Below are 20773 nucleotides of genomic sequence, written 5' to 3'. Positions count from 1 at the left end.
CTTCCTGTGTCGTCTGCGGGCGGGTCATCGCGGCCGGCCGGCCCGGTAGACCTCCGTCACGAGCTCGACCGCGCGGGTGGGGGCGGCCAGGCCGCCGGGCGCCGGCAGTGCCTCCTCCAGGACCGCGCCGTCGCCGTGGCGGGAGAGCCACTTGGCGAGGCAGTGCAGGTGCAGTGCGTTGCCGAGGTCCACGAACTGGGGCTTGGGCCGGCTGAGCCCGCTCAGGAAGTCCTCGGTGGCGCTCCCGGTGGGGGCGGTGGCGACCGGGTGCAGGAAGACCTGCTCGGGCAGGTCCAGCAGTGCGCGCCAGCGGGCGGCCGCCGCCGGGACCGGGCCCGCGGCGAGGTCGGCGCGCAGCTCGCGCAGTACGCCGGGCGGCAGCAGCCAGCGGCGGCGCTGGAGCACCACGTGGCGGTGGCTCAGCCTGGGGCTGTGGGTCACGGTGCCGCCCGGCGCGGGGAAGGCGCGCCGCGGGACGAGCCCCCGGAAGTCGACGACCCCTTGGGGCTGGTCGCACAGGTGGGCCCCGATGCGGCGCGGGAGCAGGACGGGTGCGAGGAAGCCGGGGTAGAGCACGTCGAGGAGTTCGCCGGTGCTCCGCAGCCGGAACCGCACCTGGTCGGTGGCCTCGTCGTGGACGAGGTCCAGGTCGCCTTCGCCGATCGAGGCCCGGCGGCGGTCGGGGCCGATCTCGTCGGGGACCAGCAGGGGGTGGAGGTTGGCGTTGAACCCGCCGACGGGCCGGATCTGGGCGGCGCGTGCGCCGGGCCCCAGTCCGCGGCGGACCTGCCGGGAGACCTCGGCGGTCGCGCGCGGGTCCAGGGCGTCGAGGAACCGGCTCGTGAACCTGCCCCACCCGCCGTACACGTGGTTCACGGCGAGCCGGCCCCGATCCGGGTCCCGCTGGAGGAAGTACGCGTAGCTGAGCGGGCGTTCGACGGTCCAGCCGGGCAGGCGTTCGCCGAGGGTCTTGACGAGGTCCGGTGGCAGGACGGCTTCCACGCCGGCCGGATCTTCCGCCAGGGCGTCCCGGATGCCTTCGGCGACCTCCGTACGGAGGTCGGCCAGCTCGTCGGCCCCGGTGGGGAAGGCGGCGCGTTCTGCGGGGTCGAGGAGCGAGAGGCGGCCGGCGGTCTCCCAGGCTTCGGTGACCTCGGCTCCGAACTCCCAGGGGTGGCGGCAGCTGCCGCCGCGGCCGTAGCGGGCGACGAAGCGGTCGCGGACGACACGGCGGACGAGGTGGCCGAGGTCGAACAGTTCCGCCAGCGCGGTGACCTCGCCGAGCGCCTCGTGGTCGGCGGCGTCGAGGAAGCCGTCGAGCGCCAGCGGGCGGGGGGCGACCACGTCCTCGGAGAGCACGGTGAGCGGGGCGGAGAGGGACGGTACGGGGCGTCCGGCGTCGGCGAGGAGCTCGGTCCAGCGCTGTGAGAGGGCGGCGAGCAGGGCGGGGCGCTCCGTCGCGGGTGTGGCGGCGAACGCCTCGGTCATCCTGGCGAGTTCGTCGATGCGGTCGGCGAGCGCCGCGTCCTCGGGGTGGCTCGCGCCGAGGTCCCGTAGCCACGCGGCGATGCGGTCCATCGGGTCGGGGTCCTCCGGCGGGACCGGGTCACCGGGGACCAGCAGGCCCGCCTCCGCGAGCCGGTCGAGGAAGGAGGCGGCCGCGGTGCGGCCGTCGCTGCCCCTGCCCTTGAGGGAGGCGGCCAGCTGTTCGGTCAGCTCGGCGAGCGTCAGCGGGCTTTCGGCGTGGCCGGTGACCAGGCCCAGCGGGCCGCCCCAGGCCACTTCCACCTCGTCCTCGCCGGCCACGAGATAGCGGCCGCCGGCGAAGGCGGCCCGGTCGCGGGAGTACGTCGCCCGCCCGGCTGTGACCCGGGCGGTGCTGGTGATCCGGTGGGGCAGCGCGGCCCGGCGGTGCGGGGCGTCCAGGAGGGCGAGGGTGAGGGCGGTCGTCAGGGTGCGGTTGGCCTTCACCACGGCGGTCAGCGGGTCCTCGAACAGCTCCGGGGCGCCCCATGACGGCACTGGACGGGCGGCGGACCCGGGCAGTTCGCCCCAGCCGACCGCGGTGAACCAGGACAGCGGGCTGGTCTTGGTGCTGGCCCGCAGGGCGTAGCGCAGTACGGCGGCTTCCTCTTTGCGCGACTTGCGGTCGGCGGCGCCGGTGCCGGCGCGTTCCACGGCCCGGAGCAGGTCGGCGCTGGTGAGGGCGACGGCCTTGCCGAGGGCGGGTTCGCGGCACAGGGCCGCCAGGTCCGCGCGTTCGGCGGTCAGGGCCCGCTCGGCGGCGGCGTCGAGCTCGGTGAGGAGCGTGCCGCGGCGGGCGCGCAGGTCGATCCAGGCCGCGAGCAGGGGCACCCGGGCCGGCAGGTCGCCGAGGCGCTCCAGCAGGGCGGGCCGGGGCTCGCGCCCGTTGTGCAGGGCGCGGCGCAGCGGGAGGACGACGTCGCGGTGGAAGTCCGCGGGGTGGCCGGGGCGGCTCTCGTACAGGCTGTCGCAGAGCGGTTCGGCGGTGCGCAGGAGCTGCGTGTCGATCCGGTGGAGTTCGGCGAGCAGGGCGCGGAACTCCACCGCGGCGGGCCGCTGCGCCGGGTGGGCGAGCACGGTGGCGCGGGCCAGCGCATACGGTGCGGAGCTGACCCGGTATCCGTCGGCGGCGGCGACGGTGTCTGCGGCCGTGCGGTGCGGCTGCGGCATGGTGGTCCCGTCCTGTCGGTGGCGGCGCGCGGGCTTCCCGCCGCACGTGAGGTGCGGCGGGAAGCATCCGGCGTGCATGTGTCGGCTGGTGGCCGGGGCTGGGGGCTCTAGACCGCCGGGATGTCCGGCATCTGCGGGTGGGCGCAGGAGGAGGAGCCGCAGGAACAGGAGCTGCCGCCGTTGGACGCTCCGCCCTCGGGCAGCGCGACCGTGTCGCGCATGGACGTCACGGTCAGTTCGCCGAGGTCGAGGTCCTCGAGGTCGAAGCCCGGGTTGTCGTTGAAGTGGGTCATGTACGTCTCCTCTGGTGGAGGCCTGCGGTGATGGGTGTGCGGGGGCGGGGTGTTCTCGGTGGTCAGTCCGTGATCACACCGGTGTCCAGCTGCGGCTGTGCGCACGAGGACGAGCCCTGGCAGGAGCAGGAGCCCCAGGAGGCGCCCCCCTCGGGCAGCGCGGCGGTGTCGCGCATCGAGGTCACGGTGAGGTCGCCCAGGTCCAGGTCCTGCAGGTCGAATTCAGACGAACGTGCGTTGTCAGACATATATGTCTCCCGTGGTGGAAGCGGAAGCCGAAGGTGATTCGAGACTGACCGGACAACGGGGTCGGGCGGGGACGTAACCCGCTTGAGGTCCGGTCCGGATCGAGGCCGGTTTACCCGTTCTCGACCCCAAGGGTCCCTCCCGCCACTGAAGAGTCGCTGGAGCCGAAATCCAGATCCACTCGGGGTTCACCGGAGGGCGGTTGACAGTGCATTGGGCGAGCAGCGCCCGCACAATCCCGACATATCACCCCAACTGACCCCGCAGTGTGGCCCGTTCCACAGTCCCAGCACGCCCGACCCCGAGCCGGTGGGCCGCCTGGCCGGTATTAGAGTCTGAGATCTTCAGAGGTCCGACTCTCAGACTGTGAGCGAGCACTTGTCACGAAACAGAATCCTCAGCATCGCCGTTGCCCTGCCGATGGTGTCCCTGGCACTGGCCGCGGTACCGGCGATGGCTGCGGACGGCAGTCAGGGCGTCACCAGCAACCAGACGCCCGCGCCCCTCCCCAAGAAGGAGGGCGAGGCCAAGATGGGCGATGGCGTTCGTCTGCACGAGGGGATATCCAAGGAGTCCCGCTCGCTCCAGGCACCCTCCGCGGGTGCGGCCGCCGGCGCGGCCACCGGCGTCGAGGGCGTCGACGTATCCAGCTGGCAGGGCACCAATGTCGACTGGCCCGGCCTCTGGAACGCGGGCAACCGCTTCGCCTACGTCAAGGCCACCGAGGGCGGCGAGTACAAGAACCCCTACCTGGGCACCCAGCTGCCGGGCGCCCAGAACGTCGGCATGAAGGCGGGCGCCTACCACTTCGCCCTGCCGAACAAGTCGAGCGGTGCAGCCCAGGCCACCCACTTCCTCAACAACGGCGGCGGCTGGACGGCCGACGGCAAGACCCTGCCGGGCGTCCTCGACGTGGAATGGAACCCCTACACGTCGACCGGGGTCAATTCCTGCTACGGGCTGACCAAGGCCCAGCTGTCCGAGTGGATCCGGGACTTCACCGCCACATACAAGGCCGCCACCGGGCTCGACGCGATCGTCTACACCTCGACCCTCTGGTGGAACCAGTGCGTCGGTTCGGACGCGCAGATCTCCTCCACGAACAAGCTGTGGCTGGCGAGCTACAACACCAGCATCGGTGCGCTCCCCACGGGCTGGAACACCCACACCATCTGGCAGTACACCGACAAGGGCGCGATCGTCGGCGACCACAACAACTTCAACGGGACGGAGGCCGACCTCCAGCAGCTCACCGTCCGGCCTGAGCCGCCGGTGGGGGTCATGTCCGCGGCGTCCAACGAGGCCGGTGGCAGCGAGCGCGTGCGCTGGGGCGACTACGACGGGGACAAGCGCCCCGACTACATCACCGTCGCCGACAGCGGTGCGATCAACGTGTGGCTCAACCACGGCGGGGACCCGGCCGGCGCGAACGGCTGGCAGCCCGTCGGCCAGATAGCCGGCGGCATCACCAACGACCGCAGCCGCGTGCGCCTGGCGGACTTCGACGGCGACGGCAAGTTCGACTACATCGTCATCGACCCGAGCGGCGCGGTGAACGTCTGGCTGAACCGCGGCGGCGACGTCGGCGGCGGCTGGCAGGGCATCGGCAAGGTCGCCGGCGGCATCACCAACGACGCCAGCAAGGTCCGCTTCGCGGACTGGGACGGCGACGGCAAGACCGACTACATCACCTTCAACGACAGCGGCGCCGTCGGCGTCTACCTCAACCGCGGCGGCGACACCGGCGGCGGCTGGCAGGCCACCGGCACCGTCACCACCGGCGCCACCACCGACCGCACCCGGATCCGGTTCGCCGACAACGACGGCGACGGCAAGGCCGACTACTACATCGTCAAGCCCAGCGGGGGCATCGACCTCTTCATCAACCGCGGCGGCGACGTCGGCGGCGGCTGGAAGCCGATGGGCCAGATCGCGGCCGGACTGACCAACGACCACCCCAAGGTCCAGTTCGTCGACTTCGACGCCGACACGCACGCCGACTACATCCTCGGCGACGCCAACGGCGGCGCCACCGTCTACTCCTGGAACGGCGGCGACGGCGGCAACGGCTGGATCGGCCTCGGCAAGGTGGCCGGCGGCGCCTGACCTGCGCCGCACAGCATCTCCCGGCCGGCCGTCGCGACCACGCGGCGGCCGGCCTTCCGCATTGACAGGTGACCACGCGGCGCGTGTAATGGCGGTGGTGTCGCGTGACGCCGGCCAAAGAGCAGTGGGCCGGCCGGCGGTCGGGCGAACACCCTTCACTCAAGGGATCCGCCATGAGCTCAAGCTCCGCGCCCTCTTCATGACGTAGCGCAGCCGCACGTCATTTCCCCTCCCGCAGCCCCCGGCACCGTCATGTGCGCCATGCCGTGCTGTGCGGTCGCTCCGCCCTGCGTACACATCACGCCTGTCATCTTCCGGAGACACAAACCGTATGCCCACGTCTTTCAACCAGTCCGTCATAGAGGAGTTCCGCGCCAACGGCGGGAAGGTCGGCGGACCTTTCGAAGGCAGTGACCTGCTCCTGCTGACGACCACCGGCGCCAAGTCCGGGACCGCGCGGACCACTCCGCTCGGTTACGTCCGCCACGGCGATTCCCTGCTGCTCATCGGGTCCAACCTCGGCGCCCCGCGGCACCCCGCCTGGTACCACAACCTGCTCGCCCACCCCGTGGTGCGCGTGGAGACGGGTACCCGGACCTTCGAGGCCCTCGCGGTCCCCGCCGAAGGGGCCCGGCGCGACGAACTGTTCGCGCATGCCGTGCGGGTGGCTCCCGGATACGGCGACTACCAGGAACGCACCACCCGTCGGCTGCCGGTCGTCGTACTGGAGCGCGCCGATCCCGACGGCTGGGAGCCACCCCTCGTGGTGGGCACCCTCGCCGAGAAGCTCATGGAGGTACACACCTGGCTGCGCGGCCAGTTGAGCCAGGTGAAGGCCGAGGTCGACGCCCACTTCGCCGTACGCGCGGCTCACCGCGGCCCCGGCGAGCCGCCCGCCCCGAGCCTGGGGCTGCAGATCCGCCAGCGCTGCCTGGCGTTCTGCCAGGCCCTTCAGTTCCACCACACCAGCGAGGGCGACCACTTGTTCCCGGGGATCGCCCGCCACCACCCCCACCTGGGCGATGTGTTCGACCGCCTCGGCGAGGAACACCGCACGATCGCGCGCCTTCAGAGCGACCTGGCGGCCCTGTTGACCCGTGTCGGCATCGATGAGCCGGAGCGCTTGCGTTCCGAGTTGGCCAGGATGTCGTCGGAGTTGAACGCGCACCTCGACTACGAAGAGGAATCGATTCTGCCGCTCCTGGCCGAAGTTCCCTGGCCGCCGGCCCGCCCCACGGACACGGCCGAGGACGGTGCGGGAGGCGACGTCTGACAGGAGCACCGGATGGTCCGGACGGTGGCACCGCCCCGGTGGGGACGGCACGGCCGTTCGGACCACTCCGGCGGGCCACAAGGGTGAGATCGCCGGTTTGTGCGTGACCCCCGCCGCATTCGCCTGGCAGCTTTTTTGACGTGCAGACCACTGAATCCGCCGGCTACGGAGAACACCGTAAGCCGAAGTCCGGTAACTGCTTCTGCGGCATCCTGCCGCCCTACATGCTCAAGAAGCTCGCCGAAGCACCCAGTCCCAAGGTGCGCGAAGCCGCTGAGAACACCCTCGCCATCGACGCCGCGTTCCGGCTGAAGCGGCAGGAAGCGCCCAGAACGGCGACACGGGCGGTCGGCCCGGCCGTCCTCAACCGAACGGTCTCCGACACCCACCACACCCGTGCGCTGCCCGGTGACGTCGTCAGGGCAGAGGGCAGCGACCCCGTGGCGGAGGGTACGGCCAACCGCGCCTACGACAGCCTCGGCCTCACCTTCGACTTCTTCGAGAAGGCCTACGGGCGGCGCTCGATCGACGACTCCAACCTCCCGCTGGACGCGACCATCCACTACCGCCGCCAGTACAACAACGCCTTCTGGGACGGCGAGCGCATGGTCTTCGGCGACGGAGACGGTCTGGTCTTCAACGACTTCACCATCTCGATGGACATCGTCGGCCACGAACTCACCCACGGCATCACGCAGTACACCGCGGATCTCGTGTACCAGGACCAGTCGGGCGCCCTCAACGAGTCGATGTCCGATGTCTTCGGCTCCCTGGTCAAGCAGTTCACCCGTGGCCAGACCGCGGAGGAGGCCGACTGGCTGATCGGCGCGGGCCTGTTCACCCCGGCCGTACGCGGACAGGCCCTGCGCTCCCTGAAGGCGCCGGGCACGGCGTACGACGACCCCATGCTGGGCGGCAGGGACCCGCAGCCGGCCACCATGGACGACTTCCTGGAGACCGACGAGGACAACGGCGGCGTCCACATCAACTCCGGCATCCCCAACCACGCGTTCTACCTGGTCGCAACCGCCATCGGCGGCCCCGCCTGGAAGCGGGCGGGGCAGATCTGGTACGACGCGCTCAGCTCCGGCGGACTCTCCAAGAACGCCGACTTCAAGGAGTTCGCGCAGGCGACGGTCACCGCCACGCGCAGCCGCTTCGGTTCGGGCGAGGAGCTGGAGGCCGTCCTCAAGGCGTGGGCCCATGTGGGTGTGAACGGCAACGGCAATGGCTGATCGGATCCCCACGGCGCCATGCGCATCCGGGTGACCAGGAGCGGCGGTATCGCCGGTCTGACCCTGAAGGCCGAACTGGAGACGTCCGGCCTGCCCGACGCGGCCGACCTGGAGCGCCTCGCGCTGGAGGTCGTCGCCGGGGCAGGGCCCGGGCCCGTCTCCGGTGTGCCCGACGGCTACCACTACACCGTGACGGTGGACGACCGTACCGTCGAATTCGCCGACCCCGACATCAGCGACGCCCAGGAGGAACTGGTCGAGCGCGTGCTCCGGGACGGCACGTAGCCGCTGCCCGGGCCCCCGCCCCTCGGCGGTCCGTTTGGGCCGTCCGGGGGTGTGGGGCCGTGGGAGAGGGTGGTGGGCGGGATGCGGGCCCCGACCCGGCGTGCGATAACGGCACCATGACCGAGTCGCCGACAGCCACGTCCGCGGAGATCAAGATCAGCTTTTCCGGCGCGGAGGCCGAGGCGGCCTTCGAAGCGCTGGAGCTCGACCGCGGGGACGGGCGCCGTCGGGCCATCCACTTCTGGGACAAGCCCCGGAGGTCGGCCGCCGACGGAGTCGTGCTGCCCCTCCTGGACCGGAAGGTCATCCTGCGCCTGCGCCGCGACCACGAGGAGCACGGGCCCAAGACCGATGCGGACATCACCGTCAAACTGCGCCCGTGCCCGGCGCTGCCGCCCCCGTGGCAGGAGGACCTGGAGGGCGAGCGGTGGGAGTTCACGATCGAGGAGGACCGGACCGGCCCCGTGTTCACCCCTGTCGTGGCGGCTTCTCTGCAGGCCGAGCGGAACTTCGCAGTCGCGTTCAAGGCCGCCGAGCGCGGCTCGCTCGACCACGTGCTGATCAAGCCGCAGTTGGAACTGTTGCGGACCGCCGGAGTGGCCGAGAAGGAGCTTGAGGAACTGACGGCGCTCGGCCCGGTGCGGGCGGTCAAGTGGAAGCAGGAGTGGGACGCCCTCCCCGGCACCGTGGCGATCGAGGAGTGGACCACCCTGGGCGGTCTGCGCTTCCTGGAGCTCTCGGTTCGCACGGACCTCGCCGACGCGGCCGAGGTACAAGCACATCTCGGGCGCGCGCTGCGGGAGTTCGACATCACCCCGCCGTCGTCCGGGGAGACCAAGACCCGGTCCGTGATGCTCGCCCTCGCCCGCGACCTGCTGCTCTGACCGCCCGCGGTCACAGGCCCGCTCGACGCGGCGGGGCCCGCGGACGAGCGCCGGAAAATCACGTGCCCCGGAGCCGGTGTGCTCCCTAGACTCGCCGAGCGCGCTGCCCACGAGAACGGCACCGCGCAGTTGCCGCCGTGTCGAAGAGAAGTCGAAGAGAAGGGGAACCGGGCCATGTGCATGCACCGCACCGCCGCCTTCGTTCCCCCGTCCCGGTACGACGTGATCCCGGTGTCTCGCAGTGCGCGGTGCCGGCCGCGCGGCCGTCACCGTATGCCCGTGTCACACCTCTAGCCTCCGCCTCCACCGCTGCCCGTACGCCGCCACGCGCCGTACGACGACGCGCGGACGGACGGGCGGAGCCGTGGCCGGGAATCGCGCCGCCCTCTTCCTCGTCGTTCGAAAGGCCTCGGGCCATGCGCACCAACAGGCGACCCCTCGCCGTCACTTCCCCCACCACCGTCCGGAACCTGGGCATCCTCGCCCACGTGGACGCGGGCAAGACCACGATCACCGAACGCATCCTGTTCGCGACCGGCGCCATCCACAAGCGGGGCGAGGTCCACGACGGGAACACCGTCACGGACTTCGACGCTCAGGAACGCGACCGCGGCATCACCATCTTCGCCGCGGCCGTGAGCTGCACCTGGGGCGGACACCGCGTCAACCTCATCGACACCCCGGGGCACGTCGACTTCTCCGACGAGGTCGAGCGTTCCCTGCGGGTGCTGGACGGGGCGGTGGCGGTGTTCGACGCCGTCGCCGGCGTCGAGCCGCAGAGCGAGTCGGTGTGGCGGCAGGCCGACCGGCACGGTGTGCCGCGGATCGCGTTCGTCAACAAGCTGGACCGGGCGGGCGCCGACCTCGACGCGGCGGTCGCCTCGATCCGGGAGCGGCTGGGCGCCGTACCGCTGGTGGTCCAACTGCCCATCGGGCGGGAGGACGGCTTCACCGGCGTGGTCGACCTGCTGGGCATGCGCTCGCTTGTCTGGCACGCCGGCGCGGACAGCTACGAGACGGGGCCGGTCCCCGAGCCGCTGCGGGAGGAGGCGGACCGGCGTCGCCGGCTCCTGGAGGAGACCGTGGCCGAACTCCATGCGGAAGCCCTGGAGGAGTTCTGCGCGGCTTCGGCGCTGACCGGGGAGACCCTGGCCCGCGCCCTGCGCGAGCTGACCCTCCGCGGGGACGGCGTGGTGGTGCTGTGCGGCTCGGCGTACCGCAACCGCGGGATCGAACCGCTGCTGGACGCGGTCCTGGCGTACCTGCCGTCGCCCGCGGACATGCCGCCGGTCCGCGGCACGGCGGACGGTTCGGTCGACGGCCCGGTGCGGGAGCGCGCCGCCGATCCGGCGGAGCCGCTGGCGGCGCTCGCCTTCAAGGTGACGGCGACGGCGACCGGGCGCCTCACCTACCTGCGCGTCTACGCGGGAACCCTCCGCAAGGGCGCGTCCGTACTGGATGCGGCCACGGGCCGCACGGAGCGGGTCGGCCGGATCCTGCGGGTGCAGGCGGACCGCCACGAGGAACGGGAGGAAGCGGTGGCGGGTGACATCGTCGCGGTGGTCGGCCTCAAGGCCGCCCGTGCCGGGACGACCCTGTCCGCGCCGGGTGCGCCGCTGGTCCTCGAACCGCCCTCGGTGGCCGATGCGGTGGTGTCGGTGGCGGTCGAGGCCCGCCGCAGCAGCGACACGGGCCGGCTCGCGACCGCGCTGGCGCGGCTCGCCGAGGAGGATCCGTCGCTGGTCGTGCGGTCCGACGCGGAGACGGGCCAGACCGTTCTGTCGGGGATGGGCGAACTCCATCTGGAGGTCGCGGTGGAGAAGATCCGCAGCGGCCAGGGCGTGGAGGTCGTCGTCGGCCGTCCGCAGGTCTCCTACCGGGAGACCGTCGTGCGCGGTGTGTCCGGTCTCGTCCACCGGCACGTCAAACAGGACGGTGGATCGGGGCAGTTCGCGCATGTGGTCCTCGACGTCGAGCCGCTGGAGGAGGCGGTGTTCGAGTTCCGGTCGACGGTCGTCGGCGGCCGGGTGCCGCAGGAGTACGCGCGGGCCGTCGAGGCCGGTTGCCGGGACGCCCTCGCGGAGGGGCCGCTCGGCGGCCATCCGGTGACGGGTCTGCGGGTGACCCTGCGCGACGGGGCGACCCACTCCAAGGACTCCTCGGAGATGGCGTTCCGGGCCGCGGGCCGCTTCGGTCTGCGCGAGGCGCTGCGCGCGAGCACGCTCGAACTGCTGGAGCCGGTCGTGGAGGTCACGGTGAGCGTTCCCGAGGACGGCGTCGGGGCGGTTCTCGGCGACCTCGCCGCGCGCCGCGGCCGGGTCTGCGGGTCCGTCACGGAGGCCGGCACCGCGGTGATCACGGCGGCCGTGCCGCTGGCCGAGCTGTTCGGGTACGCGTCCCGGCTGCGCGGCCGGACCCAGGGCCGGGGCACCTTCACCACCCGTCCGGCCGGCCTGGCGGCGGTACCGGCGTCGGTCGCCGCCGTGCTGGCGGCGTCGGCCCGGTAGTCGGGGGGCGGCCGGACGGGCCGGTCCGTTCGTCCCTCGGGGCGTCCGGGCCGGCCCGGGCGGCGTCGGTCGCCGCCGGTGCGCGCGTAGTGCGTGCGGTGGGGTGCTGGCAGTCTTGCCGGGTGTCGATGAGCAGATTCCACGATGATCCGCTGGTCCGTCGCGTGGCACGGGCCTGGGCCGGGCGCCGGTCCGCACCGGCGCCGGCCGACGGATGTGCCGAGGAGCTGGTGGCGGGCGGCGACAGGTCGCTCTCCCGGCCGGGTTTCTGGGCCGGCTACTTGGCGCGGATGTGGGCCACGGACGACTCGGTGGGCCCGCTCGTCGCCGACTGGTTCGGCACGGACGCCGCCGCCGGCGACGCCGCGTGGGAGGCGCACCTGCGCGACGTGGGGCGGTTCCGGGTGCCGTTCGGCGGCGGTCACGCCGTGTGGGTGGCGAGCTGCGACTTCTTCCCCACGGACTGGGGGACGGAGTTCTACGTCACCCACCCCGACTGGGCTCCTCTGCGGGGCGGTGCCCGGCGCCTCGCCGCGACGGACGACGACGTGCTGCGCCGACTCGGCTTCGATGACGACGGCTACCGGACCGGCCCCGGCCTGTCCTGGCGGGAGCTGGCGCACATCGCCGCCACCCCGGACACCGGCGCCCCGGGCGTCCACGACCCGCGCTCCCGGCTGTTGCTCCTGCTGCCGGCGCTGGGTGACGCGGACCTGCCGGCCGACGCCCCCGGGGTGGTCGGCGCGGCGCTGGTCTCGGCGGGTGTCCCGGCCGCGGGTGCGGTGCCTGCGGCGGAGTTCCTCCTGGGGCGAGCCCGCTGGGAGGCGGCCCGCTGGACGGTGCCGGCGGGACGGGCGCCCGGCATCGCGCGGTGCGACGTCCCGGCGAGCCCGCGGTACGGTCCGGGGCCGGCCCGGGGTCTGTCCCGGAGGCAGCGACTGCGGCTCGCCCGCGCGCTGGGGGCCTGAACCGTTCGCGGACGACCGTTCGGGCACCGGCAGTTCGGGCACCGGCCGTTCAGGCTGTCCTCGCGCCTGGGCGCAGGGACCGGGCCGCCGGGATCAGGGCCGCGGGCAGTGCGATCGCCGTGCAGGCGGCGGCCACGGCGCCCAGCGCGGCCCAGGGGACCACGGGGAGCGCGGGGAGGCCGAGCAGGGCGAGCGCGGCCCCCAGGCCCGCCAGGTTGAGGCCGGTGGTGAGCAGGCCGGCGGTCGTGCCGATGGCCACGACGAGCAGGGTCTCGCCCGTCACCAGACGCAGGAGTTGGGGTTTCGTCGCGCCGGCCAGGCGCAACGCCGCCAGGTCCGGCAGCCGGTCGCGGGCGGCCATGACCAGGGTGTTGGCGACGGCGACGGCCGAGTAGAGCAGGGCGATGCCCAGGGTCAGGAGCAGGCCGAGCCGGGTGGTGCGCTTGGTGTCCGGGGCGGCGGCCCGCAACCACTGCGTGCGTGTGGACACCTCGGCCGAGGGGGCCGCGGCGCGCAGGGCGGCCAAGGAGCCGCCGCGGACGTCTATGCGGTCCACCGGGGCTCCGGCGGCGTTGCGCGGGGTGACGTAGGCGCCGTTGCCGCCGGTGCCGGTGCGCATCACCGCGGCGATGCGCAGGGTGCGCGGTGTGCCGTCGGGGAGCCATACGGGGACGTGGGCGCCGACGGTGTGCTGCTGCCACTCCTGGTTGACGACGATCGAGTCGTCGTCGAGGTCACGCAGGTCGCCCGCCACCAGCGGCAGTCGTACCGTCCCGGCCAGCAACTGTGGCTCGACGGCGCGGACTTCGGAGCGGACCGGCGCGATGCCGTCCTCCACGGCGTACACCGTTCCCGCCGCGGAGGGGGAGACCACCGCGCCGGGCAGCTCGCGCAGCCGCCGCAGTTCCTCCTCGGGGAGGCCGCCCGCGGGTGGGACCACGATGAAGTCGGCGAGCGTGCGGGTCCGCAGCTCTTCGGCTTTCGCCGCGTTGAGCGTGGCGGTGGTCCCCAGCAGTGATCCCGCCAGCGCCACCGTGACGAGCACCGGCGCCGCGACCGCGGCAGTGCGGCGGACGCCGGCCGCGGCGCTCTCGCGGACCAGCATGCCGAGCGCGCCGGGCAGCCGGGAGGGGAGCCAGGCCAGCAGCCGGGCGAGCGGGCGCACCAGGAGCGGTGTGAGCAGGGCGCATGCGGTGATGAGCAGAAGCGGGCGCGTCATGTACGTCTTGCGGTGCAGCAGGTCGCCCGGGTCGTCGGCCAGCGCGAGCAGCACGGTGGCGAGCGCGGTCAGCAGCAGGGCGCCGCCGGCGGCCCAGCGTCCCGGGGTCATGACGCGGCTGTCCACGGAGGCCTCGCGCAGCGCCTGCACCGGGGCGGTGCGCCCTGCCCGCCAGGACGCCGCGGCGGAGCCGAGCAGCGCGGTCGACAGGCCGGTCCAGAAGGCCAGGTGGTACGGCCAGGTGTGCTCGCCCAGGGCGAACCACGCGGGGGCGAGTCGCTCCCGTACCGTCCAGGAGGCCAGCCGCGGGGCGGCGTGGGCGGCGAGCAGGCAACCCGTGGCGGAGGCGAGGACGCCCACCGCCGCGGCCTCGGCGTTGACCATGCCCCGCAGTTGCCGCGGGGTCGCCCCGGCGGTGCGCAGCAGGCCGAACTCCCGGCGGCGCTGGGCGACGGCGAAGGAGAAGGTGGAGGCGACGACGAAGACGGAGACGAAGGCGGTGACTCCTCCTGCGGTCCCGAAGAGGGCGTTCAGCGCCATGAGCGCCTGCGCGTCGCGGTCCGGGTCGGCGTCGGCGAGCCTGCGGTCGTCACCGGTGAGCACCTGGGCCCGCTCGCTGTCCCGCACCACCTCCCGTACCCGCTCCGCGGCGGCGTCGACGACCACCCGTTCGGTACGGGGGGCGAGCTGTGCGGCGCGTACGTCCGTGTAGAACACCGCGTGCTCGAAGCCGAGTTCGCCTACGGTGCCGACGATCCGCACGGTGCCCCGGTCGGTCTCCAGCCGCTGCCCGGGGGTGGCCCAGCCGCCGGTCGCCACGGCTTCGTCGTCGGCCTGTGGCGCGCGGCCCTGCTGGAGTTCGTAGCGGGCGAACGGCGCGGTCGACCAGGGATGTCCGACGAGGTCCGCCGGGCCGCCCCGGGCCCGGACCGGGAAGGCCCGGTCCTCGGTGACCGGCCCGAGCCGGCGCAGCTGCCCGATCAGTTCGGGGGGCAGGGGGCGCGGGCGGTCCAGCCTGCCGGTCTTCGGGCCCCGCCCGGTCGGTATCGGGAAGGTGTCCGCGCCCTGTACGACGACGGGTGCGGCGGCGAAGCGCTCGGGCCGCTGCTGGGGTGCGTCGAGGGAGGAGGCGAGGACGAGGCCCATGACGCCGGTGAGGGCGACGCCGAGGCTGAGGGCGAGGAAGCTGCCGGCGAAGGCGGACCAGCGGGTGCGGAGGGTGGCCAGGGCGAGGGTCAGCACGGCGCGTCCTCCAGGGTGGTCATCCGGGTGGCGATGTCCGCGGCGGTCGGGCCGGTGAGTTCGCCGTCGATGCGGCCGTCGACCAGGAAGAGCACCCGGTCGGCGTACGCGGCGGCCACCGGGTCGTGGGTGACCATGACGACGCTCTGGCCGTCGCGGTCCACCAGTGCGCGCAGCAGTTCCAGGACCTGCCGTCCGGCGCGGGTGTCCAGTGCCCCCGTCGGCTCGTCCCCGAAGAGCACCTGGGGCGAGGTGACGAGCGCCCGGGCCAGCGCGACCCGCTGCTGCTGCCCGCCGGAGAGTTCGCCCGGCCGGTGTCCGGCCCGCTCGGCGAGCCCCACCTGGGCCAGGGCCTCGTAGACCCGGGTCTTGGAGGGGCGGCGGCCGGCCAGGCGCAGCGGGAGCGCGACGTTCTGCGCGGCGGTGAGCGAGGGCAGCAGGTTGAAGGCCTGGAAGACGAAGCCGATCCGGTCCCGGCGGAGCTTGGTCAGCCTGGACTCGCTGAGCGTGCTCAGCTCGGTGCCGGCCAGGGTGACGGTGCCGGAGGTGGGCCGGTCGAGTCCGGCCGCGCAGTGCAGGAAGGTGGACTTCCCCGAGCCGGAGGGGCCCATCACCGCGGTGAAGCTGCCCCTGGGGAGGGACAGCGAGACCCGGTCCAGGGCCGTGACCGCGCCCTCCCCCGATCCGTACCTCCTGCTCACCGACCGGAGGGTGATCACGTCGTCGTCCGTGTGGTCCATGCGTTCCTGATCCATGGCTCAAGCCAACCGGCGTACGACGGGCGGCACATCATGGCCGGGCCTACTCCTGGGGTATGCCTGGCCCTACCCCCCTCACCCCTACTGGGCGGATGGTCCGGTCCACGCGCGGGCTTCTAGGGTGATCACATGCATCCGACTTCCGTGTGGCAGGCCCTGGCGCAGCGCCGCTATCTGCTCGGTTCCTGGCCGTGGCGCGCGACGGGCTATCTGCTCGGCGGGGTGTGCGTGGGGGCCGTGACGCTGGTGGCGCTCCTGGTGCTGACGCTGAGCGGAACGGTGCTGGCCGTCGTCGTGGTGGGGCTGGTGCTGCTCGTCCTCGCCGCGCTGTGCGGGATCCCGGTGGCCGCGGTGGAGCGGCGCAGGCTTCGTCTCATGGGCGCCCCGCCGATGGTGGGCGCGCATGTGGTGCCGCCCGTGCCGGGGTTGTGGGGGTGGTTGCGTACGCGGCTGCTGGAGCGGGCGACGTGGCGGGAGCTGGCGCACGCGGCGCTGCTGGCGTGCGTGGTGTGGCCGCTGGAGGCGTTGCTGGTCACGTCGGTGCTGGTGTGTCCGCTGGCGGCGGCGGCCGCTCCGGTGCTGTTCGCGACCGTCGGGGGCGGGCGCGAACTGAGGGTGGTGAAGCTGTGGACGGTGACCTCGTATCCCGGGGCGTTTGGCGTCATGGCCGTCGGCCTCGCCTGCCTCGCCGCCGCCGGGTACGTGCTCGGGGTGGCGGCCGGCGCCCGGGCGGCGCTGGCCCGGGCGATGCTGGTGCGGGAGGGGCCGGAGGTACGGGACCTCGTACGGTCCCGGGCGCGGCTGGTCGACGCGTTCGAGGCGGAACGCAGGCGGATCGAGCGCGATCTGCACGACGGGGCGCAGCAGCGGCTCGTCGCCCTGTCGATGGCGTTGGGGCTGGCCCGGCTGGACGTACCCGCGGGACCGCTGGCCGATCGGCTGGCCGCCGCGCAGGACGAGGCCGGCAAGGCGCTGACCGAGTTGCGGGAGCTCATTCACAACATCCACCCGCAGGTGCTGGCCGACTACGGTCTGGAGGCCGCCGTCCAGGACGCGGCGGACCGCTCCCCCGTCCCCGTCGAGGTGGCGGTGGACCTTCCGGGCCGGCTGCCCGAAGCGGTGGAGGCGGCCGCGTACTTCGTGGTGAACGAGGCCCTGGCCAATGTGGCCAAGCACAGTGGCGCCGCCCGCGCCTGGGTGCACGGCGGGCACCGCGCCGGCAGGCTCGTGCTGGAGATCGGCGACGACGGCCGCGGCGGCGCCGACTTCGCGGCGGGCAGCGGACTGGTCGGGCTGGCCGACCGGGTGGCGGTGCTCGATGGCACACTCTCCCTGAAGGCGCCGGCGGGCGGCCCGACGGTGTTGCGAATGGAGATCCCTTGCCGCTGCGCGTAGTACTGGCCGAGGACAGCGTGCTGCTGCGCGAGGGGCTCATCGGGCTGCTCGGCCGCGGTGGCCATACGGTGGTCGCCGCCGTCGGTGACGCCGAGGCTCTGCTCGGTGCGGTCGCCGAGCACTCCCCCGACATCGTGGTCACCGACGTCCGGATGCCCCCGGGGCTCCAGGACGAGGGGCTCAGGGCCGCGGTGCGGCTGCGGACCGAGCGTCCCGGGCTGCCCGTGCTCGTACTGAGCCAGTACGTACAGCGTGCGTACGCCGCCGACCTGCTCGACTCCGGCGACGGGACCGCGGTCGGCTATCTGCTGAAGGACCGCGTGGGCCAGGTGGAGGAGTTCCTCGACGCGCTCACCGAGGTCGCCTCGGGCGGCACGGTGGTGGACCCCGAGGTCGTACGGCAGTTGCTGCGCCGCCGCCGCGATCCGCTGGAGCGGCTCACCCCGCGCGAACGGGAAGTGCTCGCGCTGGTCGCCCAGGGCAGGTCGAACGGGGCGATCGCGCGGGAGCTGGTGGTCTCGGAGGCCGCGGTGGGCAAGCACATCGGCTCCATCCTCACCAAGCTGGACCTGCCGCAGACCGACAACACGCACCGCAGGGTGCTCGCGGTGCTGGCGTTCCTGCGGGACTGAGGACTGCTGCTGAGGCCCTGTTCCCCGCGGTGCCTTCCGGCGCTGCGGGGAACAGGGCGTTCGCGTGGAACCCGTACGGCCCCCGGCGGACGGCCTACAGGCGGACGTTCCAGCCGACCGTGGAGCGCAGCGTCCGGGTGATCTCCGGGTCACGGACCGAGGGCGTGCGGTCCTCGGCGGTGACGGACAGCTTGTGCGTCCGCAGGTCGAAGAGCCACAGGTCCGCCACCGCCACCTCGGTCCGGCCCTGCAGCCGCTTCAGCTCCCGGCCGTCCAGGTACCAGCGGACCACGAGCTGCCGGCCGTCCGCACCGGTGAGCCGGGGCACGGCCGCCTTCGCGGTGTGGCGCAGGCGCAGGGTGCGGTCGGTCGGAGTGAGCGGGGTGACGGTCTTCGCGTGCCGGTGGAAGCCGGCGATCATCGATTCGACGCCGGGGAGGTTGAAGGGCTTGCCCAGGACCCGCATGAGCGAGTTGTCGGTGGGCCGTTGCAGCCCGGTGACGAAGTAGCCGCCTCCCTCGTACGCTCCGACCGTGCCGCCGTCCGGCGAGGGTTCGCCGAGCCAGCGGTACCACTTGGCGCGCTGCCCGGTCATCTGGTCGGCGGACAGGGTGGAGATGTTGGAATCGGCGGGCTCGGGGCCCGTGTACTTCTCGTAGTCCGGGACACCGGGGTAGAAGTACTCGTCAGCGAGCTTGCCGAGCGAGTGGCCGGTCTCGTGGATGGCGACCTGGCCGGACTTGGGGTGGCCGGCGGAGGCGGTTGATATGCCCTCGTAGCCGAGGTCGGCGCTGGGCTCGTTGTAGCCCGCTCCGCCGTACTTGGCGCTGTTGGCCAGGACGATGACGAGGTCGGCCGCCGGGGCCTTCGCCACGTACGAGTCCACCTTGGGCTGGTCTATGCAGAGCAGCCGTTCGATGTCCTCGCACCAGAAGTACGAGCCGAGGGCGGTGTCGCGGGTGGTCGCCCGGTCCGGGTCGCCGGTGACGCCGGACTCGTTCGAGACGGCGTCGACGGTCCAGACGTTGAAGAGGTTCCTGTAGGTGGTGTACGGCTCGACGGCCGTCACCTCGGCCCATTTGTCCTTGGCGTCGGTGTGGAACTTCGCCAGCTCGTCCGCGGTGTAGCCGTCGCCGATGATGACGACGTCGAGGCGGTCCGTGGTGGGGCCGTTGTCGACGACCTTGGTGACCCCGCCGTCGGCGGCCCGGGCGGCCTCGGACAGCCCGGCCGATCCGCTCTTGGCCGATCCGCTCTTGGCCGGGCCGCCGGCAGCGGGTACGCGGGCGTGGCCCGAGCCGGCTTCGCCTCCGTGCTCCGGGCCCGGTATCTCCACCTCCACCCGCGACTTCACGGGCGCGTCCGGCGCGTCTGCCGCGCGGGCGGGTCCGGCGGCCAGCAGCGCGGCGGCGGCGCAGGCCGCCGCGACGGCCGAGCGGACGGCGGTGCGGACGGTCGGGCGTTTGGGCCGGGGCATGAAGTCCTCCTGAGGAAACGCGAGTTAAGCGGGAAGATAAATTCAGTGAATCGGCTGCTTAAACTAGGTGGCGCACGGGAGGTGCGCAATGGCCCGCTCCCCCTGAATACTGGGGAGTTCGAGCAACCAGGGGGACTCCATGGACGAACCGGCCGCAATCGGCCGCAGGGTTCAGCGCATGCGCAAGGAACTCGGCCTGACCCAGCGCCAGTTGGCGGAGCCGTCCTACACCCCTGCCTACGTCTCGACGCTGGAGTCGGGCAAGGTGCGGCCTTCCGAGGCCGCGCTGCGCTTCCTCGCCGGGCGCCTCGGCACCTCGTACGAGGAGTTGAGCACCGGGCGCCCCGTGCACCTGGGCACCGAGCTGCGGCTCTCCCTCACCGACGCCCAGCAGACCCTGGCCTCGGGCGCCGCCGGCGAGGCCGCCGCGCAGTTCCGGCGGCTGCTCGCCGACGCGCAGCGCCTCGGGCTCGCCCCCGAGCAGGCGCAGGCCCTGCTCGGACTCGGGGACTGCGCCTTGGAGTCGGGTGAACTGCCCGACGCGATCCGAGAGTTCGAGGCCGCGGAACGGCTCCTGGCGGACGAGCCGCTCACCCGCCGCGTCCGCCCGATCCGCGGCCGAGCCGTCGCGCACCTGCTCGCCGGGGAGCTGCGCTACGCCTGCTACCTCCTGGAGACGGCCATCGACGAGCTGGGCGCGAGCGGACTGGCCGACCCCGAGGCGCTGGTCCTGCTCTACGCCGCGGTCATCGGGCCGTACATCGACATGGGCGCCCACGCCCGGGCCGCCCACGCCGCCGAGCTCGCGCTGTCGCTGGCACCGCAGGTCAGCGACCCGGCCCTGGTCGCCGGCATGCACCGGCAGGTCGCGCGGACCTTCCTCGCCGAGGGGCGCGTGGCCGACGCGGACGCCTCCCTCGCCAAGGCCCAGGCGATCTACGGGCAGCTGCAACTGCGCACCGACCTGGCCCACTGCCACTGGATGCGCGGCTACGTACAGGCCCAGAACGGCGAACTGGAAGCCGCCGAGCGCGAGTTGCGTACGGCCCGGGAGATGCTCTCGGCCCGGCGCGCGGCCCTGTACACGGCCCAGGTGGAGGTGGAGCTGGCCGACGTACTGCGCCGGCTCGGCCGGTACGACGAAGCCGCCGGGCTGCTGTCGGCGCTGCTGGAACTGGGGGACAGCCACGGCGCCGTGCACGCGGGCGGGGCGCACCGGCTGCTCGGGCTGATGGCGGAGGAGCGCGGCGAGACCGAGGCCGCCGAGGAGCACTACGTACAGGCCCTGGCGCTGCTGGAGCGCAGCGGGGCGACGGGCGACCTCGCCGATCTGTGCCGGCTGCTGGGTGACCTGCTGCGGCGCACCGGTCGGCCCGAGGCGGCCCTGGACGCGTACCGTACGGGCCTCGGCCACCGCTCCGCCCCCGGCACCACCACCCTGGGTCCGGCGCCCGCCGCCCCGGGGTTGCCCCCGCCCCGTCCGGCGGCGCGGCAGCCGGGGGCCGGTACCGGCTGAAACCGCGGTGAAGCCGGGCCGAAGCCGAACTGAAGCCGGGCGC

16 protein-coding genes are annotated in these 20773 nt (G+C 73.2%); 10 read left to right on the top strand and 6 right to left on the bottom strand.

Going from position 1 to position 20773, the window contains the following annotated elements; genetic code table 11:
• Positions 1-24: 24 nt before the first annotated feature.
• From ACZ7GJ_RS10990 to ACZ7GJ_RS10980, 3 genes are all read right to left on the bottom strand, one after another.
• Positions 25-2694 carry a lantibiotic dehydratase gene (locus ACZ7GJ_RS10990; RefSeq protein WP_470750894.1) on the bottom strand — a complete coding sequence of 890 codons (2670 nt, stop codon included), beginning with the start codon at positions 2692-2694 and terminating at the stop codon, positions 25-27.
• A gap of 107 nt (positions 2695-2801) precedes the next feature.
• A complete protein-coding gene (locus ACZ7GJ_RS10985; protein WP_470750893.1) occupies positions 2802-2987 on the bottom strand; it encodes a thiazolylpeptide-type bacteriocin in 186 nt (61 codons plus the stop codon).
• 62 nt (positions 2988-3049) lie between these two features.
• Positions 3050-3235: a thiazolylpeptide-type bacteriocin gene (locus ACZ7GJ_RS10980; RefSeq protein ID WP_365927814.1), complete on the bottom strand. Its 186-nt coding sequence runs from the start codon at positions 3233-3235 to the stop codon at positions 3050-3052.
• A 376-nt stretch (positions 3236-3611) separates the two neighbouring features.
• Here ACZ7GJ_RS10980 and ACZ7GJ_RS10975 point away from each other — a divergent pair, with 376 nt between their 5' ends.
• The 7 genes from ACZ7GJ_RS10975 (at position 3612) to ACZ7GJ_RS10945 (ending at position 12491) form a co-directional block, all read left to right on the top strand.
• Positions 3612-5339 (top strand): GH25 family lysozyme, encoded by a 1728-nt coding sequence (locus ACZ7GJ_RS10975; RefSeq protein ID WP_470750892.1) that lies wholly within the window; start codon positions 3612-3614, stop codon positions 5337-5339.
• A 331-nt stretch (positions 5340-5670) separates the two neighbouring features.
• Positions 5671-6612 carry a nitroreductase/quinone reductase family protein gene (locus ACZ7GJ_RS10970; protein WP_470750890.1) on the top strand — a complete coding sequence of 314 codons (942 nt, stop codon included), beginning with the start codon at positions 5671-5673 and terminating at the stop codon, positions 6610-6612.
• 224 nt (positions 6613-6836) lie between these two features.
• Positions 6837-7847 carry a M4 family metallopeptidase gene (locus ACZ7GJ_RS10965; protein ID WP_470751059.1) on the top strand — a complete coding sequence of 337 codons (1011 nt, stop codon included), beginning with the start codon at positions 6837-6839 and terminating at the stop codon, positions 7845-7847.
• Between the two features lie 18 nt (positions 7848-7865).
• Positions 7866-8132, top strand: coding sequence for a protealysin inhibitor emfourin (locus tag ACZ7GJ_RS10960; RefSeq protein WP_470750889.1), 267 nt, complete (start codon positions 7866-7868; stop codon positions 8130-8132).
• Between the two features lie 116 nt (positions 8133-8248).
• A complete protein-coding gene (locus ACZ7GJ_RS10955) occupies positions 8249-9016 on the top strand; it encodes a hypothetical protein (protein WP_470750888.1) in 768 nt (255 codons plus the stop codon).
• A 416-nt stretch (positions 9017-9432) separates the two neighbouring features.
• Positions 9433-11523 (top strand): elongation factor G, encoded by a 2091-nt coding sequence (fusA, locus tag ACZ7GJ_RS10950; RefSeq protein ID WP_470750886.1) that lies wholly within the window; start codon positions 9433-9435, stop codon positions 11521-11523.
• 128 nt (positions 11524-11651) lie between these two features.
• A complete protein-coding gene (locus ACZ7GJ_RS10945; RefSeq protein ID WP_470751058.1) occupies positions 11652-12491 on the top strand; it encodes a hypothetical protein in 840 nt (279 codons plus the stop codon).
• 49 nt (positions 12492-12540) lie between these two features.
• On the opposite strand, the gene ACZ7GJ_RS10940 is transcribed toward ACZ7GJ_RS10945, so the two are convergent.
• Positions 12541-14952, bottom strand: a complete 2412-nt coding sequence (locus ACZ7GJ_RS10940) for an ABC transporter permease (protein ID WP_470750885.1) — start codon at positions 14950-14952, stop codon at positions 12541-12543.
• Entirely contained in the window at positions 14946-15707 is a 762-nt protein-coding gene (locus ACZ7GJ_RS10935; protein WP_470750883.1) for an ABC transporter ATP-binding protein, read from the bottom strand. Before ACZ7GJ_RS10935 ends, ACZ7GJ_RS10940 begins: the two co-directional genes overlap by 7 nt.
• A 132-nt stretch (positions 15708-15839) precedes the next feature.
• Between ACZ7GJ_RS10935 and ACZ7GJ_RS10930 the strand changes: the two genes are divergently transcribed.
• Positions 15840-17105, top strand: coding sequence for a sensor histidine kinase (locus ACZ7GJ_RS10930; RefSeq protein ID WP_470750882.1), 1266 nt, complete (start codon positions 15840-15842; stop codon positions 17103-17105).
• A complete protein-coding gene (locus ACZ7GJ_RS10925; RefSeq protein WP_470750880.1) occupies positions 17090-17737 on the top strand; it encodes a response regulator in 648 nt (215 codons plus the stop codon). The genes ACZ7GJ_RS10930 and ACZ7GJ_RS10925 overlap by 16 nt, the downstream gene beginning before the upstream one ends.
• Before the next feature lie 94 nt (positions 17738-17831).
• On the opposite strand, the gene ACZ7GJ_RS10920 is transcribed toward ACZ7GJ_RS10925, so the two are convergent.
• Positions 17832-19214 (bottom strand): M64 family metallopeptidase, encoded by a 1383-nt coding sequence (locus tag ACZ7GJ_RS10920; RefSeq protein ID WP_470750879.1) that lies wholly within the window; start codon positions 19212-19214, stop codon positions 17832-17834.
• A 139-nt stretch (positions 19215-19353) separates the two neighbouring features.
• On the opposite strand from ACZ7GJ_RS10920, the gene ACZ7GJ_RS10915 reads away from it, so the two are divergent.
• Entirely contained in the window at positions 19354-20730 is a 1377-nt protein-coding gene (locus tag ACZ7GJ_RS10915; RefSeq protein WP_470750877.1) for a helix-turn-helix domain-containing protein, read from the top strand.
• The last annotated feature ends 43 nt before the right edge of the window (positions 20731-20773 follow it).

The sequence above is a fragment of the Streptomyces sp. NPDC037242 genome (assembly GCF_055604165.1).
The sequence above is the reverse complement of the archived record's forward strand: the minus strand, read 5'-3'. Positions and strand labels throughout refer to the sequence as shown.